Origin of the sequence: Bradyrhizobium sp. (genome assembly GCF_035570375.1) — a bacterium.
GTDB lineage: Bacteria > Pseudomonadota > Alphaproteobacteria > Rhizobiales > Xanthobacteraceae > Bradyrhizobium.
In genome coordinates this window covers 20,855-42,880 of the sequence record NZ_DATMLW010000001.1, presented here as the reverse complement: position 1 = coordinate 42,880, position 22,026 = coordinate 20,855, and the positions used below count along the sequence as shown (strand labels likewise).

At 60.9% G+C, this 22,026-nt stretch carries 20 protein-coding genes; 14 read left to right on the top strand and 6 right to left on the bottom strand.

Features of this window, described 5'->3' with window-relative positions:
* Nucleotides 1-21 precede the first annotated feature (21 nt).
* Entirely contained in the window at nt 22-1,494 is a 1,473-nt protein-coding gene (locus VNX23_RS00200; protein WP_325626793.1) for a PAS domain-containing sensor histidine kinase, read from the bottom strand.
* Between the two features lie 595 nt (nt 1,495-2,089).
* Here VNX23_RS00200 and VNX23_RS00195 point away from each other — a divergent pair.
* The gene (locus tag VNX23_RS00195) at nt 2,090-2,485 is read left to right on the top strand and encodes a DUF5330 domain-containing protein (RefSeq protein WP_325626763.1); all 396 of its coding nucleotides are present in this window, start codon (nt 2,090-2,092) and stop codon (nt 2,483-2,485) included.
* Nucleotides 2,486-2,596: 111 nt separating this feature from the next.
* Nucleotides 2,597-3,028, top strand: coding sequence for a SufE family protein (locus VNX23_RS00190; protein ID WP_325626761.1), 432 nt, complete (start codon nt 2,597-2,599; stop codon nt 3,026-3,028).
* A 64-nt stretch (nt 3,029-3,092) separates the two neighbouring features.
* Here VNX23_RS00190 and VNX23_RS00185 read toward each other — a convergent pair whose 3' ends face one another.
* Complete coding sequence (locus VNX23_RS00185; RefSeq protein ID WP_325626759.1) at nt 3,093-3,506, bottom strand: MucR family transcriptional regulator; 414 nt, start codon at nt 3,504-3,506, stop codon at nt 3,093-3,095.
* 173 nt (nt 3,507-3,679) lie between these two features.
* Nucleotides 3,680-4,570 carry a DUF308 domain-containing protein gene (locus VNX23_RS00180; protein ID WP_325626757.1) on the bottom strand — a complete coding sequence of 297 codons (891 nt, stop codon included), beginning with the start codon at nt 4,568-4,570 and terminating at the stop codon, nt 3,680-3,682.
* A gap of 274 nt (nt 4,571-4,844) precedes the next feature.
* On the opposite strand from VNX23_RS00180, the gene VNX23_RS00175 reads away from it, so the two are divergent.
* Together VNX23_RS00175 and VNX23_RS00170 are read left to right on the top strand one after the other, a co-directional pair.
* Entirely contained in the window at nt 4,845-6,494 is a 1,650-nt protein-coding gene (locus VNX23_RS00175; RefSeq protein WP_325626755.1) for a glycosyltransferase family 39 protein, read from the top strand.
* 110 nt (nt 6,495-6,604) lie between these two features.
* Nucleotides 6,605-7,384 (top strand): class II aldolase/adducin family protein, encoded by a 780-nt coding sequence (locus VNX23_RS00170; RefSeq protein WP_325626753.1) that lies wholly within the window; start codon nt 6,605-6,607, stop codon nt 7,382-7,384.
* A 119-nt stretch (nt 7,385-7,503) separates the two neighbouring features.
* Here the strand turns inward: VNX23_RS00170 and VNX23_RS00165 are convergent, their stop codons facing one another.
* From VNX23_RS00165 to VNX23_RS00155, 3 genes are read right to left on the bottom strand one after another with little or no spacing between them, the layout of a single operon-like run.
* Nucleotides 7,504-8,913 carry a M20/M25/M40 family metallo-hydrolase gene (locus VNX23_RS00165; RefSeq protein WP_325626751.1) on the bottom strand — a complete coding sequence of 470 codons (1,410 nt, stop codon included), beginning with the start codon at nt 8,911-8,913 and terminating at the stop codon, nt 7,504-7,506.
* Nucleotides 8,914-8,947: 34 nt separating this feature from the next.
* Nucleotides 8,948-10,246: a glycosyltransferase family 87 protein gene (locus VNX23_RS00160; RefSeq protein ID WP_325626749.1), complete on the bottom strand. Its 1,299-nt coding sequence runs from the start codon at nt 10,244-10,246 to the stop codon at nt 8,948-8,950.
* Between the two features lie 52 nt (nt 10,247-10,298).
* Nucleotides 10,299-11,855, bottom strand: coding sequence for a helicase HerA-like domain-containing protein (locus VNX23_RS00155; RefSeq protein ID WP_325626747.1), 1,557 nt, complete (start codon nt 11,853-11,855; stop codon nt 10,299-10,301).
* Between the two features lie 364 nt (nt 11,856-12,219).
* Here VNX23_RS00155 and VNX23_RS00150 point away from each other — a divergent pair, with 364 nt between their 5' ends.
* From VNX23_RS00150 to VNX23_RS00105, 10 genes are all read left to right on the top strand, one after another.
* A complete protein-coding gene (locus VNX23_RS00150; protein WP_325626745.1) occupies nt 12,220-12,585 on the top strand; it encodes a DUF2267 domain-containing protein in 366 nt (121 codons plus the stop codon).
* 21 nt (nt 12,586-12,606) lie between these two features.
* Nucleotides 12,607-13,014, top strand: a complete 408-nt coding sequence (locus VNX23_RS00145; protein WP_325626744.1) for a DUF4332 domain-containing protein — start codon at nt 12,607-12,609, stop codon at nt 13,012-13,014.
* 105 nt (nt 13,015-13,119) lie between these two features.
* Nucleotides 13,120-13,977: a dihydropteroate synthase gene (gene folP, locus VNX23_RS00140; RefSeq protein WP_325626742.1), complete on the top strand. Its 858-nt coding sequence runs from the start codon at nt 13,120-13,122 to the stop codon at nt 13,975-13,977.
* Nucleotides 13,974-14,342, top strand: coding sequence for a dihydroneopterin aldolase (folB, locus tag VNX23_RS00135; protein WP_325626740.1), 369 nt, complete (start codon nt 13,974-13,976; stop codon nt 14,340-14,342). The genes folP and folB overlap by 4 nt, the downstream gene beginning before the upstream one ends.
* Nucleotides 14,342-14,833, top strand: coding sequence for a 2-amino-4-hydroxy-6-hydroxymethyldihydropteridine diphosphokinase (folK, locus tag VNX23_RS00130; RefSeq protein ID WP_325626738.1), 492 nt, complete (start codon nt 14,342-14,344; stop codon nt 14,831-14,833). Before folB ends, folK begins: the two co-directional genes overlap by 1 nt.
* A gap of 89 nt (nt 14,834-14,922) precedes the next feature.
* On the top strand, nt 14,923-16,791 hold the full coding sequence (locus VNX23_RS00125; protein ID WP_325626736.1) for a methylmalonyl-CoA mutase subunit beta: 1,869 nt from the start codon (nt 14,923-14,925) through the stop codon (nt 16,789-16,791).
* A complete protein-coding gene (locus VNX23_RS00120; RefSeq protein WP_325626734.1) occupies nt 16,788-17,252 on the top strand; it encodes a GFA family protein in 465 nt (154 codons plus the stop codon). The genes VNX23_RS00125 and VNX23_RS00120 overlap by 4 nt, the downstream gene beginning before the upstream one ends.
* A 42-nt stretch (nt 17,253-17,294) precedes the next feature.
* Nucleotides 17,295-19,451, top strand: a complete 2,157-nt coding sequence (gene scpA, locus VNX23_RS00115) for a methylmalonyl-CoA mutase (RefSeq protein WP_325626732.1) — start codon at nt 17,295-17,297, stop codon at nt 19,449-19,451.
* 65 nt (nt 19,452-19,516) lie between these two features.
* A complete protein-coding gene (locus VNX23_RS00110) occupies nt 19,517-20,287 on the top strand; it encodes a hypothetical protein (RefSeq protein ID WP_325626791.1) in 771 nt (256 codons plus the stop codon).
* 85 nt (nt 20,288-20,372) lie between these two features.
* Complete coding sequence (locus tag VNX23_RS00105; RefSeq protein WP_325626730.1) at nt 20,373-22,025, top strand: rhomboid family intramembrane serine protease; 1,653 nt, start codon at nt 20,373-20,375, stop codon at nt 22,023-22,025.
* Nucleotide 22,026 lies beyond the last annotated feature (1 nt).

The following is a 22,026-nucleotide window of genomic DNA, read 5'->3' as shown; positions in this document are numbered from 1 at the left end:
TCGTCATCTCTTGAAATGTTTCTAGGCACTTCTTTTTACCTGGAGAATTCGGTCCGAAATTGCAGTCCGCAACGGGCTGACCGTTGTGACATTGCTTGAGGGCGCCACCGGTGGCGTGAAAGTCAGCGGCAGCGCCACCGTAACCGTCGTTCCTTCGCCGATCCTGCTTCGCATGGTCATCTCGCCGCCATGCAGGGCGACCAGGCTTTTCACGATCGACAACCCAAGCCCGGTCCCCTCATGTCGCCGCTCGTATGTCTTGCCGGCCTGGAAAAAGGGATCGCCGATCCTCTTCAGATCATCTGCTGCGATGCCGACACCGTTGTCGGCGACACGGAGCACCAGTCGTGAGCCTTCCACAGCGGCCGAAACCGTCACCGTTCCGCCGCGTTCGGTAAACTTGATGGCATTGGAGACGAGGTTCAGCGCGATCTGGCGGAAGGCACGCGGATCACCGTTCATGACCGGCAGATTGTCGGGCGTGCGCGTGACGAGGTCGATGGCGTTATCCCGCGCTTTCAATGCCAGCAGATTGCAGCAATTGAGGAGCGCATCGCGTGGCGGAAAGGGTTCAGGCGTGATATCGAAATTGCCGGATTCCATCTTGGACATGTCGAGAATGCCGTTGACGACCGACAGAAGATGCTGACCCGAATCGTTGATCAGTTGCGCGTATTCCTTGCGGCGCGCCGCGTCCAGCATCAACGCGTCTTCCTGAATGATCATCTCGGAGAAGCCGATGATGGCATTGAGAGGCGTGCGCAGTTCGTGGCTCATGGTGGCGAGGAAGCGGGTCCTGGACGCATCCGCCTTCTCGGCCGCATTGCGCGCCAGATCGAGCGCCTGTTCCTGGTTCTTGCGTTCGCTCACATCGCGCAGCACCGCGACCACGCCTGCTTGTGACGGGCTCGCCGCTTCCGCTACGGGCTCGAGCGGTTTACAGCGCATCTCGACCCAGATGAAATCCACGCTATTGCCTTGCCCCCGCTCGCGACCACAGGCGATATCTCGCCTCACCCGAAATTCGACGCTGCAGGCCTCGCCGCGCGCCGCCTCCGAAAGCGCGGTGAGATAGGCCGGACGATCGGCAACGTGGACGCGGTCAAACAGGCCGTGTCCGAGTAGCTGCGCCACCGGGGCGCCCAGCATCGCCTCCGCGGCGGGAGATATGAACTGCACCGCGCCATTACGATGGTGGCACAAAATGACGTCGCTCATGCTCATTGCCAGCAGGCGATATCGATCCTCGGCCCCCCCATAGCGGCCTGTGCGCGACAGAAACCATGACAGCCAAATGGGCGCGATCAGCAATCCGCATATAACGGCCTCAAGCGCCGTGGGTACGCCGCGCACGGCAAGATAGATCGGAAAGGCAGCAAGGGCGGTGAGGCTTGCGAGCAGCCGCGGTGCGATGAAAGCGTGATGCCGCGCACGCGTCAACGCATCAAATCGCGCGGACGGATGCAACAGCGCGTCGAGACCATCGCGGATCATATTCACAGCTGTCACGGCTCTCGCGCGGCTAATGGAGTGGATTTGACATTCGCTTCCCATCTGGCCGCGGGTTCGCAGAGCGAATGTCAAATCCTGAACTCCAGCGGAATCTCGTATTTGCAAGCGGTCCTTGATTCTGACATTCGCAAAGCTGTCCGCTGCAACGGGATGCGAATGGTAGAACCGGACCACTTGTTCTTTGGAAAAGACGCGCCGGAACGCCGCCTTATCGTTGCGCCAACGTGTCAGAGTGAAATTAAACGAACGCTAAGGAGCGTCCGCGCCGTCGCCGCAGACGGCATCTCCACCGCTCTTTCGGACGCCATAGCGGCGCTCAATCGATGCAGATGGTGAACACCTGGTTTCCGGGCATCGCACCTTATGGTTTCGAAATGGTGGACGCGAGCAAAACCGCCCGATCCACGCCCGGTGACCGGCATCTATCGAACATTTACACCGGGTCAAATCGCGCGGTTTTTTGGCAAACTCCCCGCGATTTAACCTCAATGCAAACACTGGCGCTTTATCGAGGGGTGGTTACGAGAACTTTTCAGGGTTCAAGGCAAGATCGAGAAGGGCGATTCGGGGTCGCGAGATGTTTTTTCTGCTTCGCCTGGCGTTCTGGGTAGGACTCGTGCTCGTGCTCCTGCCGAGAGACAAGACGGCGGAATCCGACAAGACGCCACAGCTCAAGGCGTCCGAAGCCGTCTCCGCCGCCACCGCTGCGGTCTCGGACGTGGGTCAGTTTTGCAAGCGTCAGCCGGCAGCCTGTGAAGTCGGCGGCCAGGCCGCAACCATGATCGGCCAGCGCGCGCACGCCGGCGCGCGCAAATTGTACCACATCATCACCGACAAGCGTCCGCCCGATCATACGGGTTCGATCGGCGCCCCCTCCCGGAAAGCGGATCCTGCGCTCGCCGAAGTCCTTCCGCGCGACACATTGACCGCAGATGACATGCAGATCGAGTGGCGGGGCACGCCAGCGCCTTAAGCTTCGGGCCCGAAAAATCGGGCCGGGAACAATGGCGCATTTTCAATGCCCAGTATCGCTTTCGGCGCGCCCCGACCCTATATATGGTGATTGAGGGTTTGAGCTCGGAACATGATCACGATCGACGAAATCCGGGAAAATTTTGCGCTGCTGGACGATTGGGACGACCGCTACCGGTACGTCATCGAGCTCGGCCGTTCGCTCGAGCCGATGCCGCAGGCCGATCATTCCGCGGTCAACAAGGTTCAGGGTTGCGTGAGCCAGGTCTGGCTCGCGAAACATATTGCGCGCAGCCAGGCCGGCGAGCCGTTGCTGAAATATCGTGGCGATAGCGACGCCCATATCGTGCGTGGACTCATTGCAATTCTGCTGACGCTTTATTCGGATCATACGCCGAAGCAGATTCTTTCGACCGACGCCATCGCAATATTCGACGAATTCGGATTCCGCGAACACCTCACCCCGCAGCGCTCCAACGGCCTGCGTGCGATGGTCGAGCGGATACGCTCCGATGCGCGCGAGACGCTGGCCGCGGCCACCTGATTTTCAGATTCTCTTCTCTTGAAATCTTCGTCGTGCGAACGGGCGGCCCGCTTCGCTCGATGCTTTATTTGCGCCGTCGCCGCTGCTGGCCAAGGCCCATTTTCTTGGCGAGTTGCGAACGGGCCACCGCATAATTCGGCGCAACCATCGGGTAGTCGGGCGGAAGACCCCATTTTTCCCGATATTGCTCCGGCGTCATGTTGTATTGCGAGCGCAGGTGCCGCTTCAGGGATTTGAAGCGCTTGCCGTCCTCAAGACATATCAGGTAGTCGGGCGTCATCGACTTCTTGACCGAAACCGCCGGCTTGGCGGGTTCAAGGGGCGTTTCGGCGCGGCCGGTCGACACCCGCACGAGGGCGGCGTGAATCTGGTTGATCAAGCCTGGAATTTCTGAAGCGGGGGTCGGGTTGTTGCTGAGGTAGGCCGACACGATATTTGCGGTCAGGTCGATGAAACTCTTGCCGGCAGCGTCGGTCATTGGCCCGAACCCTTAAATTCTTCATCGCAAAACTGGATATCGCACGATAACCCGCCGCGCCAATACTCTTTGGGATGAGCGAACTACCTTTGGAATATGAGCGGATTACTTGAGGGCTGACAAGAAGAGGCGCGGGAATTTTTCGTCGATCAGGTGCGCCGAAGCAAACCCGGTCAGGAGCGCTGATCGAGATGCGCGCGCAGTTCGTCGATCGACGCAAACCGCATCATTCCCTCCGGCAGCTGCGCCTCGATCGAACCGTCGGAATAGAGGGAATAGGCCATTCCGTCGACGACGCCCGACTTGAGCACGGTCACGGGCGGCTTCGCCTCGTTTCCGGCGGCCGGCTGAGTTCGATCATGGCCCGGCGCGCCGGTGCTCGCCTCACCGAAGGTCGAGGGCGCGCGGCCGCCGCGCCTCGGCAACGCATCAGCAGACCTGGCGCGCTCCGATTTCGGCCAAGCGTCTTCGAACGTCGCCGGCGGGGTCTCGCTCGGCTCCGAAACGGGCGTCGCTGGAGCGGCGCGCGGATCAGCTGCGGGTTGCTCGGCCGCGCGCGCAGGCGCGCGTTCGCGCTCCTTCCGCGAGTTCGAGGAAAACATCAGATTTCGGCGAGGTTTGGGAGAAGGCGGGGCCCCGACAGGCTCGGGCGCCGCCGACGCCTCGCTACGGGCGCGGTCGCGAGCCGTGGCGGCATCGAGCCACGGCGCCGACGAAGGCGCTGTCGACTGCAAGCCGGCTGCCGTGCCCTCGGAATGAGCGCCGGCGGACTGATCTCGGATCAACAAAAATCCATTCCCTTCGCCGGCCTCCGCGGACGTCGGCTGGGTCCCCATTTCGGGCAGGTTGGAAGAGAGCCCGGAGCCAAGTCGCCCGGCGATGTCCTTCAGTTCGCGCACCATGGCCGCCATGCCGAGGATAATCAGCCCCGCGCAAGCGCCGACGACACCCGTCACAATAAGGGTGTTGCCAAAACTGAATTCCTTGACCGGGATTCCGAAACCGATCGCCAGGAGGCCCGCCAACAGGCAGCCGACGCCGGCAATCAACATCAAAATCATCATCAAACTGACCCCTGAGGCGTATTGGCAAAATTTGCCAGCCTCACCAATTGCCACGATACCGTCATATTGCACGCCTCGCCAACCGCAATCGCGCAGCGCTACCCGACTAGGGCCTGATTCTTCGGAGCGACAAACTAACCCATGTTGCGTTGCACCGGGGAAATTGCGCCACAATTCCCAATTACTCGGTAATGGAACTGCGCTATATGGAAGCCGGGGATGAGGCCCAAAGGCGCCAACTGGAGCCAGAGGGGACACCGGGTTACCAATCGCCATGTCTTCGATCACTACCTCGGCTATCGACACGCCTTCACGGCGCTCGGTGGAGCGAACCTGCGACGATGTCGCGATCCTGGTGCTGGTTGTGGTCGGATTGGTCGCGAGCCTTACCTTCCGCGACTATGGACTAGGCTGGGACGATTACACCCACGCCGAATATGCCGACCTGCTGCTGCGGATGTACGGCTCCGGCTTCAAGGACGCCGCCGCGCTGTCGTTCGCCAATCTTTATATGTATGGCGGCGGCTTCGACATGGCCGCCGCACTGCTGCACAAGGTAATTCCCCTTGAGCTGTTCGAAACGCGCCGCCTGTTGGGTGCGATCGTCGGCATCGTCGGCTTGGCGGTGACCTGGCGACTTGGCCGGCGGGTCGGCGGCCCGTTTGCCGGGCTCGCCAGTCTGCTGCTGCTGGCGCTGTGCCCGATCTTCTACGGGCACATGTTCATGAACCCGAAGGATGCGCCCTTCGCGGTGGCGATGATCATCCTGATGATGGGCCTGGTACGGCTTGCCCAGGAATATCCGCACCCCTCGCCGCGGACAATCCTGATCATCGGTCTCGGCGCCGGGTTTTCGATCGGTTCGCGTATCCTCGGCGGCCTGGCCCTGGTCTATGCGCTGATAGGATTCGTGCCCCTGTTCATGGAAGAGATCCGTACGCAGGGAAATCGGGAAGCGATACGGCGGTTCGCCCATGTCCTCTATATGTTGTTGCCGGGCCTCGTGCTCGGCTACCTCGTGATGGGTCTGATCTGGCCATGGTCGATCATCGAGCCCGGCAATCCCTTCCTGGCGCTGACCTACTTCTCGCATTTCTTCGAGCGGCCGTGGAAAGAAATGTTCGACGGCGCCCTGGTGTCGGTGCCGGATATGCCCTGGTCGTATCTGCCGACGCTGTTTGCACTTCAGCTTCCCGAGGTGCTGCTGGCGCTCTTGTTCGCCGGCATCGTCGGCACCTTCGTCGTGTTCCCGCGCCGCGACGTGACCGCCCGCCGCAAGACCATTCTCCTGATGCTGATGCTCGCCGCCACGCTGCCGATTGCGATCGCGATGGTGAAGCGGCCGGCACTCTATAACGGCATCCGGCACTTCATCTTCGTGATCCCGCCAATGGCCGTGCTCGCAGGCACGGCCTTTGCCTGGATGATGACCCGCTTGGGCCAGAGCCGCCGGAGCTGGCAGCCGGCGGTGCTTGCCGCCTTCTGCTTCGGTCTCTTGCTGTCGCTAGGCGAAATGATCCGCCTGCACCCCTACCAATATACACATTTCAACTACGTGGCCGGCACCGTGCGCGGCGCCGACGACCGCTTCATGCTGGATTACTGGGGGCTCGCGTTCAAGCAGGCTTCCGACGAGCTGCGCGAACAGCTCGCCGAAAGGCAGGACGCTCCGCCCAAGGGCCGCAAGTGGAAGGTCGCGGTGTGTGGCCCGCAGCGACCGGCGCAGGTCGCGCTCGGGCCCGATTTTTCGATCGACTGGCACAGCAACGGTGCCGACTTCGCCATGACGCTGGGTGAATTTTACTGCAAGGGACTTGCCGCGCCTGTCCTGGTCGAGATCAAGCGCGACGACGTGGTGTTTGCCCGTGTATACGACATCCGCGGCCGCAGCATCTCGGGCCTGTTGTCGATCCCGCCGCCTTAAAGCAGCGCTGTCTTCACCGCAGCATAACTGCCAAGCTCGCCCTCTGCCTTGCTGCGAGGCAGCAGCGCGAATAGGCTCAGACATAATTTTATCGATTGGGAGAAGCGGTCATGTCACCAGCGGAAGCTCGCCTGCAGCAAGTGCCCTCGGGTATGACCGAGGCCGAGTGGAACCAGCGCGTCAACCTCGCCGCCTGCTATCGCCTGATCGCCCATTACGGCTGGGACGATCTCGTCGACACCCATATCTCCGTGCGCGTGCCGGGCCCGGAACATCATTTCCTGATCAATCCTTACGGGCTGATGTTCGATGAAATCACTGCGTCGAGCCTCGTGAAGGTCGATCTCGACGGCAACCAGCTCACCAGGAGTGCCTACAGCATCAACCCGGCAGGCTTCACGATCCATTCGGCGATCCATGAGGTGCGCGAAGATGCCGGCTGCGTGATCCATCTGCACACGCCTGACGGCACGGCGGTGGCGAGCTGCCCGGAAGGTCTGTTGCCGCTGAACCAGACCGCGCAGCTTGTCACGTTCGACCTCGCCTATCACGACTACGAAGGCATCGCGCTCGACCATGACGAACGCCCGCGCCTGCAAAGGGATCTCGGCAACAAGAACCACATGCTGTTGCGCAACCACGGTACGCTCACGGTCGGCCGGTCGGTTGCTTCCGCATTCGAGCGCATGTTCCACCTGGAACGGGCCTGCACCATGCAGGTGCGCACGCGGATGCTCGGTCCCTTGGTCTATCCCGTCGATCCGGCAGTCATCGACAAGAATACGGAGCTGCTGTCGAATCCCGAGCGGCAAGAACTGCGTTCGACCACGCTGGTATGGCCGGCGCTGCTGCGCAAACTCGATCGTCTCGATCCGAGTTACAGGAATTGAAAAATCCGAAGGGCCGGTGTAATATTTCGCTCGACTACCTCTGCACTGTGAATCAAACGCCGCCCAATCCCGGGCGGCGTTCTTACTTTGGGCGCTGGCTGCGCAGAACGGCGGCGCGATCAGCGCGGCTGCTCCGCAAGGGATGCGAGAATGCGCGCCCACGAACGAATGCCTTTGTGGAAGCTTCTGAGATCGTATTTCTCGTTCGGCGAATGGATGTTGTCGTCGTCGAGCCCGAACCCCACCAGCACCGTGTCAAGTCCGAGGGTGCGCTTGAAGTCGGCGACGATCGGGATCGAGGCGCCCGACCCCATCAGGACCGCCTCCTTGCCCCATTCCTCCGTCAAGGCGCGCCCTGCCGCCGCGAGCGGCTTCATGTTCCAGTCGAGCGCGACCGCCGGCGCATTGGAATGCTCGGTGAATTCGACCCGGCAGTCTCCGGGCAGCCGCGCGGTGACATAATCGCGAAACGCTTTGCGGATCCTGTCGGGGTCCTGCCCCTCGACCAGGCGGAACGATATCTTTGCGGAGGCTTCCGCCGGGATCACTGTCTTCGACCCCTCTCCGGTATAACCGCCGACAATGCCGTTGACGTCGCAGGTCGGGCGCGAGGAAATTTGCTCGATCAGCAGACGGTCCTTTTCGCCGGCGGGGATCGACAATCCGATCGGCTTGAGAAATGTCTCGGGCGTCAGGTTGAGCTTCTGCCATTGTGCGAGAATATCGGCCGGCAGATCCTTGACCCCGTCGTAGAAGCCCGGGATGGTGATGCGCCCCTCTTCATCAAAAATGCTGCCGAGGATCCGTGTCAAAACCCGGATCGGGTTTTGCGCGCCGCCGCCGAAAATGCCGGAATGCAGATCGCGATTGGCGGCCTTGATCTTGACCTCGTCATAAACAAGCCCGCGCAGCGACGTCGTGATCGCAGGCGTATTCGGGTCCCACATGCCGGTGTCGCAGACGAGTGCGAAGTCTGCCTTCAGATCCTGCTTGTTCTTCTCGAGAAACGGAACAAAATTCTTCGAACCGACTTCTTCCTCACCTTCGATGATGATGGTGACGTCGAGGGGCAGCGAGCCCGTCACCGCCTTCCACGCGCGGCAGGCTTCGACAAACGTCATGAGCTGGCCCTTGTCGTCCTCCGCGCCGCGCGCAACGATGATCTTGCGTCCATCGGCGTGATTGGTCACGAGCGGATCGAAGGGCGGTCGGTGCCAGAGATTGAGTGGGTCGACCGGCTGCACATCATAGTGACCGTAGAAGAGAACATGCGGCCGCTTGCCTGCACGACCGCTGTTGCTTTTGGCGAGGATGGCCGGATGACCGTCGGTCGGCCTCACCTCGCTTGCAAATCCGAGCGTCGCAATATCCTTGCAAAGATGATCGGCCGCCGCTCTGCAATCTGCGGCAAAGGCCGGGTCGGCCGAGATCGACTTGATCCGCAAGAGCGCGAACAACCGCTCGAGGCTGTTATCGAACTCGGCATCGATGCGATCGAGAACCTTTTGAAGCTGCGATACGTCGGACATTTCCGATTTTCCTTAGGGTTGCCTGATTTATTCTTCAGCTCTTTGGCGCGTCGGACGAAGCAAACAAAGAGCTGGCCTTGCCATCCGGGGGCGGGTTCAGCATGTGCCACGCCAGTCCGCCAGCGATCGCCGCAGTGGCAATAAGGTTGTTTCCGAAGGCTTGCAAATCATTCGGAAAGAAAGGAAGCGACAGGCTTACAAGCAAGGCGGCAACGGCAAGCACGGCCCACGTCCCCCTGCGCGCAAGCGGCCGTGTATCGTAGGCCGCTCGGTGCAGGAGGACGGTCAACGGGAACAACAGCCAGATGAAATAATACTGCCGGGCCAGTGGCGAAGCCACCGTCATCAGACAAAACAGGATGCCGAGTTCTTCGGCATCGGAGCGGGGCGTTCGGCGCGAACGGGGCGGCATCACGGCGATGAAAGCAAGGCCGATTGCGATGGAAATCCCGATCACCACCAAGTTGGCCGTCTTGAAATCGAGATCGACCAGGTTCATGTACGCAGGCGCCTTGGCCGGATCATCCTGATTGTAGTTGACCGGCCGCGTCAGGCGATGCGTCACTGCGATGATGGATTGGTTGATCCACGACCAGTTCTGCTCGCCACGTTGACCGAACCCCTGCTCCGAACTGGAGCCGACCATTCCCTCGTACCAGGTTTTCAGCTCGGCGACATTGTGCTGAAAGCCGCGCACGGGAGCCGGGACGACGAACAGGAAAATTCCGAGGAACACGACCATGCTCGCCGCCGACGCCCAATGCCTCCGCCACACGAGATAAGGAAGCACCGCCACCGGGAAGACCTTGATCGCGGTCGCCAGCGCAAACATGCTTCCTGACGCCCACGGATGACCCAGCTGCAGCCACCAGAATCCCAGCATCATCATCGCTAGCAGAACGAGATTGGGCTGGCCGAGATCGAACATGTCAAAGACAAAGGTCACGGTGACAATGGCCGGAAGCGCTGCCAGCCACGGCTCCGGATTCCTTCCCGATCCCGTCATCGCGTTCGAAAGCTGCGCCGCTATCCACCACGCGGCGGCGTTGAGCAGGCTAAGACAAGTATAAAGAGGGATTTTGCCGAAATAGCTGGGGATCGCCAGCAGAACGGCCGACAGCGGCGGATAGATAAACTCGAAATAGGCCCTCGGGTCGCTCGGGTACAGATTCCCGCCGTGCAGGACCTGCTGCCCGGCCCAGAACCACAGCGGATAGTCCTTTGTCTTTCCGTTGCCGAAGATCTCCGGGCCGAGAACGTCGGCGCTCAGCACGATGCAGCAGATCAGGAAGAGAACATCGAGCGGCGCTCGCAACGACGGATATCTCAGCACGCGTCACTTTCTGAAAATCATGGGCATATCACGTCGCAAGGGAGCACAAGTTCTATCGCCGCAACAGCCCGCCGAGGGCACCACGAACGATCGCGCGACCGACGGAATTGCCGACCGAGCCCCCGACCGACTTGCCGAGATCGGCAGCCACCCCGCCGACGACCTTGTTGGTAACCGAGCGCGTTACGCTTCGTGCGATGACTTGACCGGTCGACATTCTGCCTCGCGTGTTGGTTCCGAAAATCGTCCCGACAATGGCGCCGATCTGCCCGAGAATTCCGCCGCCGGTGCCGCCGGCCGCGGTACCCGAAACCCGCTTCTGCAGTACCTCGTAGGCGGATTCGGAATCGATAGCGGTGTCGTATTTCCCCTTTACCGGACTTGAATCGATGATCGCCTTGCGCTCCTCGGGAGTGATGGGTCCGATCCGCGCCGTGGGCGGCCGGATCATGACACGCTCCACCATCGCCGGAATGCCGTTTCCTTCCAGGAAAGAGACCAGCGCCTCACCCTTGCCGAGTTCCATGATCGCTTGCGCGGTGTCGAGTTTCGGATTCGCTCGGAAAGTCTGGGCGGCCGCCGCAACCGCTTTCTGGTCGCGCGGGGTGAAGGCACGAAGCGCATGCTGGACGCGGTTGCCGAGTTGGGCGAGCACCTTGTCCGGCACGTCGATCGGATTTTGCGTGACGAAATAGACGCCGACTCCCTTCGAGCGGATCAGGCGCACGACCTGCTCGATTTTTTCCATCAGCGGCTTCGGCGCGTCATTGAACAACAGATGCGCTTCGTCGAAGAAGAACACGAGCTTGGGCTTCAAGGGATCGCCGACCTCGGGTAGCTGTTCGAACAGTTCCGAAAGCATCCACAGCAGGAAGGTCGCGTACAGCCGCGGACTCTGCATTAACCTGTCCGCGACCAGGATGTTCACCATACCGCGACCGTCACGGTCATTGCGCATGAAATCTTTCAAATCCAGCGCCGGCTCGCCGAAGAACTTGTCGCCACCCTGGTTTTCCAGCACCAGGAGTTGGCGCTGGATGGTCCCCACCGTCTGTTTCGAGACATTTCCATAATGTGTGGTCAGCTCGGCGGCATGATCGGCGATGAAAGACAGGATCGCGCGCAGATCCTTCATGTCCAGCAACAGCAATCCCTGCTCGTCCGCCACACGGAAAGCGATGTTGAGCACGCCTTCCTGCACGTCGTTCAAATCCATCATGCGTGAGAGCAGAAGCGGCCCCATTTCGGAAACGGTGGCGCGCACCGGATGTCCCTGCTCGCCAAAAACGTCCCAAAAAACGGTCGAAAAGCGGTCGGGCCGGAAGCTGAGGCTCATCCCAGCGGCGCGTTTGAGGATGAAGTCCCTGGCCTCGCCCATCTCGGAGATACCCGAAAGATCTCCCTTGATGTCGGCTGCGAACACCGGAGCGCCTGCGCGCGCAAATCCTTCGGCCATCACCTGCAGCGAGACGGTTTTTCCGGTCCCGGTGGCACCGGTGACGAGGCCGTGACGATTGGCAAGTCCGAGCGTCAACCAGGCCGGCTGTTCTCCCTTGCCGATGAAAATCTTCTCGTCAGTGTCGATCGTCCGAGTTTCGGAAGTCGCCATTGCATCGCCTTTTCGCGCGCGCGTCGCAACACAGTCGCGAAATTATACTCCATGTTGCAAGTCGATTGGAACCGGTCAAAGTCGACGATCGAAGTGCCCCTGGCGAAGCGAAAACCCATCTCGCGGACGCGCAATCGGCCAGTGTTCTCTCTTTTGTTGTAGAGAATTGGAACGAAACTGAGCTTGATTGCGAGAAATTCGACCGAAATCCCTGCCGGCTCTTGCATTACTGCAACACTTGCTACGCGATTGAGCTTGAATCGCGACTCCGAAGCTGGTCATCGCTTGTAATTCTTCGCGCGCACGATCAAGATAACGAGCGAGGAAGGACCCGGCACGTAAATCGGCTGAGGGACGGGGCACAATGGACGAACTGATTGGGCGGCTGGCCACCAAGGCCGGCATCGATGATGCTGTCGCGGAAAAAACCATCGGCATCATCCTGGGTTTCCTTCGCAATGAGGGGCCCTCCGACAAGGTTCAAGCCTTAATCGACAGGATTCCAGGCGCAGAAGCCGCGATCATCGCTTCCGGCAACGAAGGCGGTCTTGCGAGCTTGATGGGTACCGGCCTGATGGCGGTCGGCACCAGACTGATGGGGTTAGGCCTGGGAATAGGCGAGATTCAGAATGTAGCGCGTGAACTCTTGCGATTTGGCCGCGACAAGATCGGACCGGACCAAATGGGCGAGATCATTGCAGGCACACCGGGGCTCAGCCAGTTCGCTTAAGCACCTTTCGAATCGAGTACCATGACATACCCACTCTCAGAGATTGACGGTTTACCGACTTTTGCCGCGGCAAAACTGAAATCGCTGGGCATACGCACGACGGACAGGCTGCTTGAGGCGGCGCGGACCGTCAAAGGGCGAAAGACACTTGCCGCAAAGACCGGCATCAGCGAACAGCAACTTCTCGCATGGGCGAATTTCTCGGACTACATGCGGATTCCCGGCATGGGCAAGGCAAAGGTCGGATTGATGCGCGCAGCCGGCGTCGCCACGGTCCGGGAACTTGCGCTGCGCAACCCCGCTCGTCTGGCGCAGAACATGAAAGAGGTGAACATCAGGCGCAAGCTCGTCCGTGTCCTCCCTTCCGAGAGGTCGGTCGAGCAGTTGATCGACAAGGCCCGCAAGCTTCAGCCCAAAATCACATATTGATCGGCGTTGGGGGCTTGACCTGCCTCCACGACCAGGGCGGCAAAGGGGGCCAAACCGCGTTTTCGGCGTCTTGACTTGCCTGCGGGGACCGCGCAAAGCGACCCCATGATCGCGATCTCGTCCGGAGACGGCACCTCGGCTGGTTCGGCCAATCGACCAGGCTGGCAGGCACTCTTGTCACGGCCGTCTCCAGCGGTGATGGGCGTCCTCAACGTCACGCCGGATTCGTTCTCGGACGGCGGCCAGTTCATGGCGCCGGACCGCGCGCTGGCACAGGCCCGCCGAATGATCGCGGAAGGCGCCGACATCATCGACATCGGCGCCGAATCCACCCGCCCCTATGGCGCGAAGGCAATTTCTGCCGGTGAAGAGCTGAAACGTTTGCAGCCGATTCTGGCCGATATCGTTTCTCTCGGCATTCCCGTCTCGATCGACAGCGTGAAATCTGACGTTGTCGTCTGGGCTCTTGATGCGGGGGCCAAGATCGCCAACGACGTCTGGGGTCTGCAGCGCGACCCCGACATGGCGAGGCTGTTGGCCGGTCGAGGTTGCCCGCTTGTCATCATGCATAATCGCGAGAGCGCTGAAGGTGGCATCGACATCATGAGGGATATTTCCGAATTCTTCGCGCGCTCGCTGGAGATCGCCGCGAAGGCCGGGATTGCCCGTGAAAATATCGTGCTCGACCCCGGCATCGGCTTCGGCAAGACGCCCGAGCAAAGTCTGATGGCCATCGCCCGGCTCGATCAGTTCGGCACGTTCGGCCTCCCGCTCCTGGTCGGCGCATCGCGCAAGCGCTTTATCAGTTCGATATCGCCGTCGGAGCCGCATCAAAGACTCGGTGGATCGATCGCGGCGCATCTGATAGCGGCAAAGCGCGGTGCACGGATCATCCGGACCCACGATGTCTACGACACCGTACAGGCATTGCGCGTGGCAGAAGCGGTCTGGGAAAAGGCATGAGCGATACGATTTTCATCACCGGCGTCGTGATCCATGCCCGCCATGGCGTGATGGATCATGAGACCGAGGTCGGACAGCGCTTCGTCATTGACCTCGAACTCTCCATCAACTTGTCGGAGTCCTCGCGCACCGATCGACTGGCCGACACGGTGTCCTATTCCAACGTGGTCGCAACCGCGACCTCAGCCTTCAAGAACGCCAATTACAAATTGCTGGAACGCGCGGCCGGCGCGGTGGCCGATGCCGTCCTGGGCGCCTTTCCGAAGGTCGGCGCCGTCAAGGTCACGGTCCACAAGCCGCACGCGCCGATCGCTGCGATTTTCGACGATGTCGGGGTGGTCCTAACCCGCACGCGGCAATCCTGATGGCCCGCGCCCTGATCGCGCTAGGTGGCAATGTCGGCGACGTACGCGCGACCTTCAAGAAAGCGATCGCCAGCATCTGCGGCATGGCACAGGGCGCCCTGCTCGCGCGATCTTCAGACTATATGACCCCGCCCTGGGGCGAGCCGCAACAGGCGAAATTCGTCAATGCCTGCATCGAGATCGAGACCGGCCTCGATCCGCATGCGTTATTGTTCACGCTCCAGAAAATAGAGACGAAATTCGGACGCGACCGCGGTCACGAGCCGCGCTGGGGACCGCGCACGCTCGACCTCGATCTGATCGCCTATGACGACGTCTCGATGCAGAAGGCGGAACTGACCCTGCCGCATCCCCGTTTGTTCGAACGCGCCTTCGTTCTGGTCCCGCTGGCGGAGATCGCGCCAGAACGCGTGATCGCCGGCCGCAAAGTGGCTTCCGCGCTGGCCGGACTTTCGACCGAAGGTATCGAGCGGTTGCCGGACCTCGGTTGAGCCAACCGGGTGAGGTTCTTGGCTTGGGGACCCGCCCGTGGCAATTTCGGCCAACGTATAGCGCTTTCACCGGAGCAGGCTGCCCGCAAATGACATCCGTGACCGACGACCTGCCGCTTGCAGCGGATTTCGCGTCCGCGACTTATGACGATTGGTGCAAGCTGGTCGACGGCGTGCTCAAGGGTGCGCCATTCGAGAAGCTGGTCGGCAAAACCTACGACGGATTGCGGATCGAGCCGATCTACCGTCGAGAGCGCGATGCAGCGCCGATTGCAGGACGGCCTCTGGCCGCGCCGTGGCAAATCATGCAGCGCATCGATCATCCCGATGCCGCGGCGGCCAATGCGCAAGCGCTTGAGGATCTCGAGAACGGCGCTGCCGGGCTTCAGATCGAATTTGCCGGCGGGCCGGGTGCGCGCGGCTTTGGCGTCGTCGATGCGGCACCTGAAACGCTCAAACGGCTATTCGACCGCATCATGTTCGATGCCGGGATTTCAATCGCGCTCAATCCCGTGTTGGGGCGCGACAATGCGGGCGCCAATCTCGCGGATCTGATTGAAGAGAAGCACGTCGATCCTGCCAAGCTCGATATCCGCTTCAATTATCAGGCGCTATCCACCATGGCAGTGCGGGGCACGAACGCGGCGTCGTGGCCCGAATTGGAAAAGGCGTTCGCCAAAATCATCGGCGATCTGATGGACCGCGGTTTCAGGGGACCCTTTGCGCTCGCCGACGGGCGCGTGGTGCATGATGCCGGCGGTTCCGAAGCCCAGGAACTGTCGTTCGCGCTCGCGCTTGCGGTTGCCTACCTTCGCGCGCTTGAAGCCGGCGGCATCGCGCTTGAGCGCGCCCGCGCTGCGATTTCGTTCCGCCTCTCCGCCGATGCCGATCAGTTCCTGACGATCGCGAAATTTCGCGCGCTGCGGCTGCTATGGGCGCGGGTCGAAGCGGCGTGCGGGCTTGAGCCAAAGCCCGTTTTCATTGCGGCCGAGACTGCCTGGCGCATGCTCACCCGGCGCGATCCTTATGTGAACATGCTGCGTGCGACGATGGCTACATTTTCGGCCGGACTTGGCGGCGCCAACAGCGTCACGGTGCTGCCGCATACGCTTGCGCTGGGACTACCCGATCCGTTTGCGCGGCGCCTCGCGCGCAACACGCAACTGATCCTGCTGGAGGAATCCAATCTCGCGAAAGTGTCAGACCCTGCGGCCGGCTCTGGCGGGATCGAAGCCCTGACTCAACGGCTTTGCGAGGCTGCCTGGCAACTGTTTCAGGAAATCGAAAGGGCCGGCGGCCTCTTTGCTGCGCTCGCGCAAAACCTGATCCAGGGCAAGGTCGCGACAACGAGGGCAGCGCGTGAAGCCAATGTGGCCAGGCGCAAGGACGTGTTCACCGGTGCGAGCGAGTTTCCGGATTTGGCTGAAACAAACGTGGCCGTGCTGGATACCAAGCCCGTCGAGCTTGCGCCCGAGAGCGAAGCCAGGTTCAAGTTCGAACCGCTGGCGCCGATACGGCTTGCGGTGCCCTTTGAGCGATTGCGCGACCGATCCGACGAAATACTCAAAAGCCGGGGGATGCGACCAAGGGTTTTCCTCGCCAATCTCGGCACCCCTGCCGAGTTCACCGCGCGGGCAACATTTGCCAGGAGTTTTTTCGAGACCGGCGGCATCGAGGCCGTCGCCTCGGAGGGTTTTGGCGATCCGGCGGCGCTTGCCGCGGCCTTTACGGCCTCGGGCGCAGCGGTCGCCTGCCTTTGTTCCTCCGACAAGGTCTATGCCGAACAGGCCGCCGGCGCGGCGAAGGCCCTTCAAGCGGCCAAAGCCAAGCATATCTATCTGGCAGGACGCGCGGGTGCGCAGGAATCCGCCTTACGCGCAGCCGGCGTTAACGATTTCATCTTTGCCGGCAGCGATGCGCTGAGCATCCTGCAGGAGGCCCATCGGAAGCACACATGACCACGACTGCGAAACCCGTTCTGACCGGCGGCTGTCAATGCGGCGCCATTCGCTTTGCACTGTCGGCGGCCCCCAGAAAGGTCAGCATTTGCCATTGCCGAATGTGCCAGAAGGCTTCCGGGGCCCCTTTCGCCTCATTCGCCGAAATCGAAAAGAGCGATTTTGCCTGGACCCGCGGCAAGCCGGCCTCGTTCCGCTCCTCCTCGATTGCCGAACGCGACTATTGCAGGGATTGCGGCACGCCGCTGAGCTTCCGCCGCATCGACGGCCCGCGGATCGAAATCATGACCGGCACATTCGACCGGCCTGACCGGGTGGCGCCCACCATCCAATACGGCACCGAATCCCGGCTCGGCTGGGTCGTGGGGATCGCCAACCTGCCGAGCCAGACCACGCTGCAGAATTATGGTGCGGAGAAGCTCAACAGCGTCGTCAGCCACCAGCATCCGGACCATGATTAGCAGGTGTCAATTTCGGAGGCTGATTGTGATATGGTGACTGCAATGAGCCGCATACCGAACTTTGCCGATGTCTCTTTCGAAAAGACGGCCGGTCCCTGCCCTGTGGGAGCCGCAGAAGCCTGGCTCACGCCGGAAGGCATTCCGGTGAAACCCGCCTATGGCGAGGCTGATCTCAAAGGCATCGATTTCCTCGAGACCTGGCCCGGCATAGCGCCGTATCTGCGCGGCCCCTACCCCACGATGTATGTCAACCAGCCCTGGACCATCCGACAATATGCCGGGTTTTCCACGGCCGAAGATTCCAACGCCTTTTACCGCCGTAACCTCGCCGCCGGGCAAAAAGGCCTTTCGGTCGCCTTCGACCTCGCCACTCACCGCGGTTACGATTCCGATCACCCGCGCGTTGCCGGCGATGTCGGCATGGCGGGCGTAGCGATCGATTCGATCTACGACATGCGCACGCTGTTTGCCGGCATTCCGCTCGACCGCATGAGCGTGTCGATGACCATGAACGGCGCCGTGCTGCCGATCCTCGCGCTGTTCGTGGCGGCGGCCGAAGAGCAGGGCGTGCCGCCGGAGAAACTTTCCGGCACCATTCAGAACGACATTCTGAAAGAGTTCATGGTGCGCAATACCTATATCTATCCGCCCGCGCCTTCGATGCGGATCATTTCCGACATCTTTGCCTACACGTCGCACAAGATGCCGAAATTCAATTCCATTTCCATATCCGGCTATCACATGCAGGAGGCGGGCGCGACGCAAGACCTCGAGCTCGCCTATACGCTCGCCGATGGCGTCGAATATCTGCGCGCCGGGCTCAAGGCGGGGCTGGACATCGACCGCTTCGCGCCGCGGCTGTCGTTCTTCTGGGCGATCGGCATGAACTTCTTCATGGAAGTCGCCAAGATGCGCGCCGCGCGGCTGTTGTGGGCGAAGCTCCTCAAACCGTTCAAGCCGAAGGATCCGCGCTCGCTGTCGCTGCGCACGCACTGCCAGACCTCCGGCTGGTCGCTGACCGCGCAGGACGTTTTCAACAACGTCATGCGCACCACAATCGAAGCGATGGCGGCAACGCAAGGGCATACGCAATCGCTGCACACCAACGCGCTCGACGAGGCGCTCGCGCTTCCGACCGATTTCTCCGCGCGGATTGCGCGCAACACGCAGCTCTTTCTGCAGCACGAGAGCGGCACCACGCGCATCATCGATCCCTGGGGCGGCTCATATTACGTCGAACGGCTCACCCGCGATCTTGCGGCAAAAGCCTGGATCCACATCCAGGAGGTCGAGGAGCTCGGTGGCATGGCGAAGGCGATCGAGGCCGGCTTGCCGAAACTTCGAATCGAGGAGGCTTCCGCCAAGACGCAGGCGCGGATCGATGCCGGTCAGCAGGCGGTGATCGGGGTCAACAAATACAGGCCGGGCAACGAAACATCGATCGATATCCTCAAGGTCGATAATTCCAACGTCCGGCGGCTGCAGATCGACAAGCTGAAGCGGCTGAGGCAGGAGCGCAACCAGAGGGACGTCGACGAAGCCTTGACGGCCCTGACGCGCAGCGCCGGCGAAGGCAATGGCAATCTTCTGGCGCTGGCGATCGACGCGGCGCGCGCCAAGGCCACCGTCGGTGAAATTTCCGATGCGATGGAGAAGGTGTTCGGACGCCATCGCGCCGAGATCAAGTCCATCACCGGCGTCTACAAGCGGGAGGCCTCCACCATGTCCAACCGGGTCGAAAAGGTGCAGGCGCTGATCGATGCGTTCGAGGAAGCGGAGGGGCGTCGACCGCGCATCCTCGTCGCCAAGATCGGCCAGGATGGCCATGATCGCGGCCAGAAGGTGATCGCGTCCGCCTTTGCCGATCTCGGTTTCGACGTCGACATAGGGCCGCTGTTTGCGACCGCTGATGAAGCGGCGCGGCAGGCGGTGGAGAACGACGTGCATATACTCGGCGTGTCGTCGCTGGCCGCCGCGCATCTGACCGCGGTGCCCGAATTGAAGGCCGCGCTGAAGCAGCAGGGCCGCGAGGATATCATGATCATCGTCGGCGGCGTGGTGCCGCCGCAGGATTATGACTCGCTGCACAAGGCGGGTGCCGAGGCGATCTTCCCGCCGGGCACGGTGATTGCGGATGCGGCCGAAGAACTGATCCACAAGCTCAATGCGAGGCTGGGGCACAGCGAGGCGGCGGAATAAATCCGCGCAACGGTTCACTCGAAGGATTTCATTTGCGCTCTGCCATTGTTACGTTCGCCCCCAGGATCGGCATTGTGGGCGCGATTGCCTGTGTCGCAACGGCTGCCGCATTCGCAGCCGAGCCCAAAGCGGATGCCGCAATCAAGAACAAGAACATCGAAGCAGCGGTCTTCCTGGACCCGAAGATCAAGCAAGACGCGGCGCTATCGGCCGATTGTCTCGCCGAGGGGCGCAAGTGGATCGAAAAGAACGCCACGGACGCTGCCGCCGCGCGCAAGCTGGATCCTGTGCTGTTTCGCAACGGCACCTGGAGCTTCGAGCGGAGATACTCCGTCCGTTCGACGGTCGATGGACATTATGTCAGCATCGTCAGGTCCGACTATATGGACACCGGCGGAGCGCACCCCAATTCCGATGTCGATACGATACTTTGGGACGCCGTCGCGAAGAAACGGATAAGTATCCGCCCCTTCTTCACCGAAACCGCGGACAGTGGACCGACGATGACAGCGATGTTGAAAGGCGTGATCGCGTCGCTGAGAATCGAAAAGAACAAGCGAGATGCCACCGAGACCGCGAATGCCCAATGGTTCAGGAACCTCGAACCGAAGCTGCTCAAGATCGGTGCGGTCACGCTGGCGCCTTCGACCGAAGCCGGCAAGAGCTCCGGCTTGACATTTCACTATCCGCCCCACGCGGTAGGTCCATATGCCGAAGGCCAGTATGTCATCTTCCTACCGTGGGAGACGCTAAAGCCATATCTGACGTTGGAGGGAATGCGAATCTTCGGGGGCGCACGGCCCAAAAACGACGAGAACGACGCCTCGGCAAACTAACCCTCAGTTGTGACCCTTGTCGTACACAATCGAAGTCTTTATCGTTATCGCAGAATGCGCCAATTCAATTCTTTAATGGGGCTAAATGTCCGAGACGATAACGACTGCATCTCCGGCCGACAGGCCTGTCACTCCCGCTGATACTTTCTGTAGTTATCTCGCCAAGCAATTCGTCGCGAAGAAGGGCTTCGCAGTCGGCACCGTGCCCGAAGCGGAGAGCCTTGGCGCGGTGAGCGATATTGTCCTGACGTCACATGGCACTCCCTTCGCTATTCTCTGTCTGATCGATCGCGAAGCTCATCCCGGCAAGGAATTCGACCTGCCGATGCCAGATTTGAAGAATATCGTGGAAGAATGCCAGAGATATTCGGACCAGACCAGAGTGGGCAGTCCGGAGCGCAAACCCGTTATCATACGGGTGATCGAAGTTGGATCGACATCCACAGTACAACTAGAGCGGCTCAAAACGATCAGGCTGCCCGCGCCGGGGACCCTGTGCTTGGTATCGGCACTGGCCGTTGATCCGGCAGCCGGCAGTGTCTGGTCGAGCTCGCTTCAAGGCCAACCCGAGTGGGGATTTGTAGAGGAGGTGCTACGCCAGCTGCGCGAGCCCGAAACGATGCCCGCTGTTGCGGTCGAATTGCCGCCGAGGGCTGTGCCTTATCTATCGATTATTTTCGTTGCGACCCTGGTCACAATCTTCGCCATGGAGTTGCTATTCGGGATCGACCCGCCAACAAAGCTGCTTGAACCGAGCATCAGGACTTTGCTTATGCTGGGTGGCCTTCAATACCTGCTGACGCTCGGTGAGGGTCAGTGGTGGCGTATTTTCACGGGCCCGTTACTCCACGCCAATCTGCTCCATCTCGGGCTGAACAGCCTCACCCTTGTCCTCGCTGGGGAGGTTTTGGAACGTATGGTCGGCCGCATTTGGTTCGGCGCGTTTTTTGTGATGGGAGCTTTGGGCGGAGCCTGCGGTTCGCTCCTCTTCAATCCGCACAGCCTCGTTTCGGTTGGTGCGTCCGGCGCGATCATGGGCATGTTCGCAGCGATTTTAGTCCTTAGTTTTCGATACACCGCACCGGAGACGCGCAGCGCGCTACGCGGTCGGGCTCTTCAGGTCCTGGTTCCCTCGCTCTTGCCGTTTCTCTCGATAGGCCAGTCAGGCAAGATTGACTACGGCGCGCATGCGGGCGGTGCCGTGGCCGGCGCCTTTGTCGCCTGGATATTGCTGAACGTACAGCTCGAAACCGACGCACTACCTCGGCTTCGCAAGATTGCAGCAGTTATCGTGGCGCTCGGACTGCTCGGCACAGTTGTCAGCGCCGCGGAGACCGTCTCAAGCTATCGCTCTTTGCAGGCCGCGATGCTTCTCATGCCCCCACAGGCCTTGCCGAAATCCGACTCGGATATCCACGAGTCCGCTGCAACATGGTACGTCAGCAAATATCCGGACGATCCTCGTTCACATTTCTACAAAGCCATCTTCTTGATGAAGAAGCCGGACTTTCCAGCGGCGGAACAGGAACTGCGAATCGCCCTGGCGCAGAAGGAGGTTATGGACAGGTTCCTGCCGCCCTCTTTCAAACTTACAGTGCTTGGCGCCCTCGCACTGGCCCTGTCGGGCGAACAGCGGCTCGATGAGGCGAGAGAAACGGCGATGTCCGTTTGCCAGGACGAATCATCGTCAATGTCTGCCAGGTTACGCACTGCCGGCTTATGCGCCAAAACCAATTAGT

What these genes read in the sequence shown, in the direction of transcription:
- VNX23_RS00150 (WP_325626745.1), top strand. Translation starts at nt 12,220, where the DNA reads ATGGACGAACTGATTGGGCGGCTGGCCACCAAGGCCGGCATCGATGAT.
- VNX23_RS00120 (WP_325626734.1), top strand. Translation starts at nt 16,788, where the DNA reads ATGACCACGACTGCGAAACCCGTTCTGACCGGCGGCTGTCAATGCGGC.
- VNX23_RS00195 (WP_325626763.1), top strand. Translation starts at nt 2,090, where the DNA reads ATGTTTTTTCTGCTTCGCCTGGCGTTCTGGGTAGGACTCGTGCTCGTG.
- VNX23_RS00105 (WP_325626730.1), top strand. Translation starts at nt 20,373, where the DNA reads ATGTCCGAGACGATAACGACTGCATCTCCGGCCGACAGGCCTGTCACT.
- VNX23_RS00190 (WP_325626761.1), top strand. Translation starts at nt 2,597, where the DNA reads ATGATCACGATCGACGAAATCCGGGAAAATTTTGCGCTGCTGGACGAT.
- VNX23_RS00170 (WP_325626753.1), top strand. Translation starts at nt 6,605, where the DNA reads ATGTCACCAGCGGAAGCTCGCCTGCAGCAAGTGCCCTCGGGTATGACC.
- scpA (WP_325626732.1), top strand. Translation starts at nt 17,295, where the DNA reads ATGAGCCGCATACCGAACTTTGCCGATGTCTCTTTCGAAAAGACGGCC.
- VNX23_RS00175 (WP_325626755.1), top strand. Translation starts at nt 4,845, where the DNA reads ATGTCTTCGATCACTACCTCGGCTATCGACACGCCTTCACGGCGCTCG.
- VNX23_RS00125 (WP_325626736.1), top strand. Translation starts at nt 14,923, where the DNA reads ATGACATCCGTGACCGACGACCTGCCGCTTGCAGCGGATTTCGCGTCC.
- VNX23_RS00180 (WP_325626757.1), bottom strand. Translation starts at nt 4,570, where the DNA reads ATGATGATTTTGATGTTGATTGCCGGCGTCGGCTGCCTGTTGGCGGGC.
- VNX23_RS00200 (WP_325626793.1), bottom strand. Translation starts at nt 1,494, where the DNA reads ATGATCCGCGATGGTCTCGACGCGCTGTTGCATCCGTCCGCGCGATTT.
- VNX23_RS00165 (WP_325626751.1), bottom strand. Translation starts at nt 8,913, where the DNA reads ATGTCCGACGTATCGCAGCTTCAAAAGGTTCTCGATCGCATCGATGCC.
- VNX23_RS00145 (WP_325626744.1), top strand. Translation starts at nt 12,607, where the DNA reads ATGACATACCCACTCTCAGAGATTGACGGTTTACCGACTTTTGCCGCG.
- folP (WP_325626742.1), top strand. Translation starts at nt 13,120, where the DNA reads ATGATCGCGATCTCGTCCGGAGACGGCACCTCGGCTGGTTCGGCCAAT.
- VNX23_RS00155 (WP_325626747.1), bottom strand. Translation starts at nt 11,855, where the DNA reads ATGGCGACTTCCGAAACTCGGACGATCGACACTGACGAGAAGATTTTC.
- folB (WP_325626740.1), top strand. Translation starts at nt 13,974, where the DNA reads ATGAGCGATACGATTTTCATCACCGGCGTCGTGATCCATGCCCGCCAT.
- folK (WP_325626738.1), top strand. Translation starts at nt 14,342, where the DNA reads ATGGCCCGCGCCCTGATCGCGCTAGGTGGCAATGTCGGCGACGTACGC.
- VNX23_RS00185 (WP_325626759.1), bottom strand. Translation starts at nt 3,506, where the DNA reads ATGACCGACGCTGCCGGCAAGAGTTTCATCGACCTGACCGCAAATATC.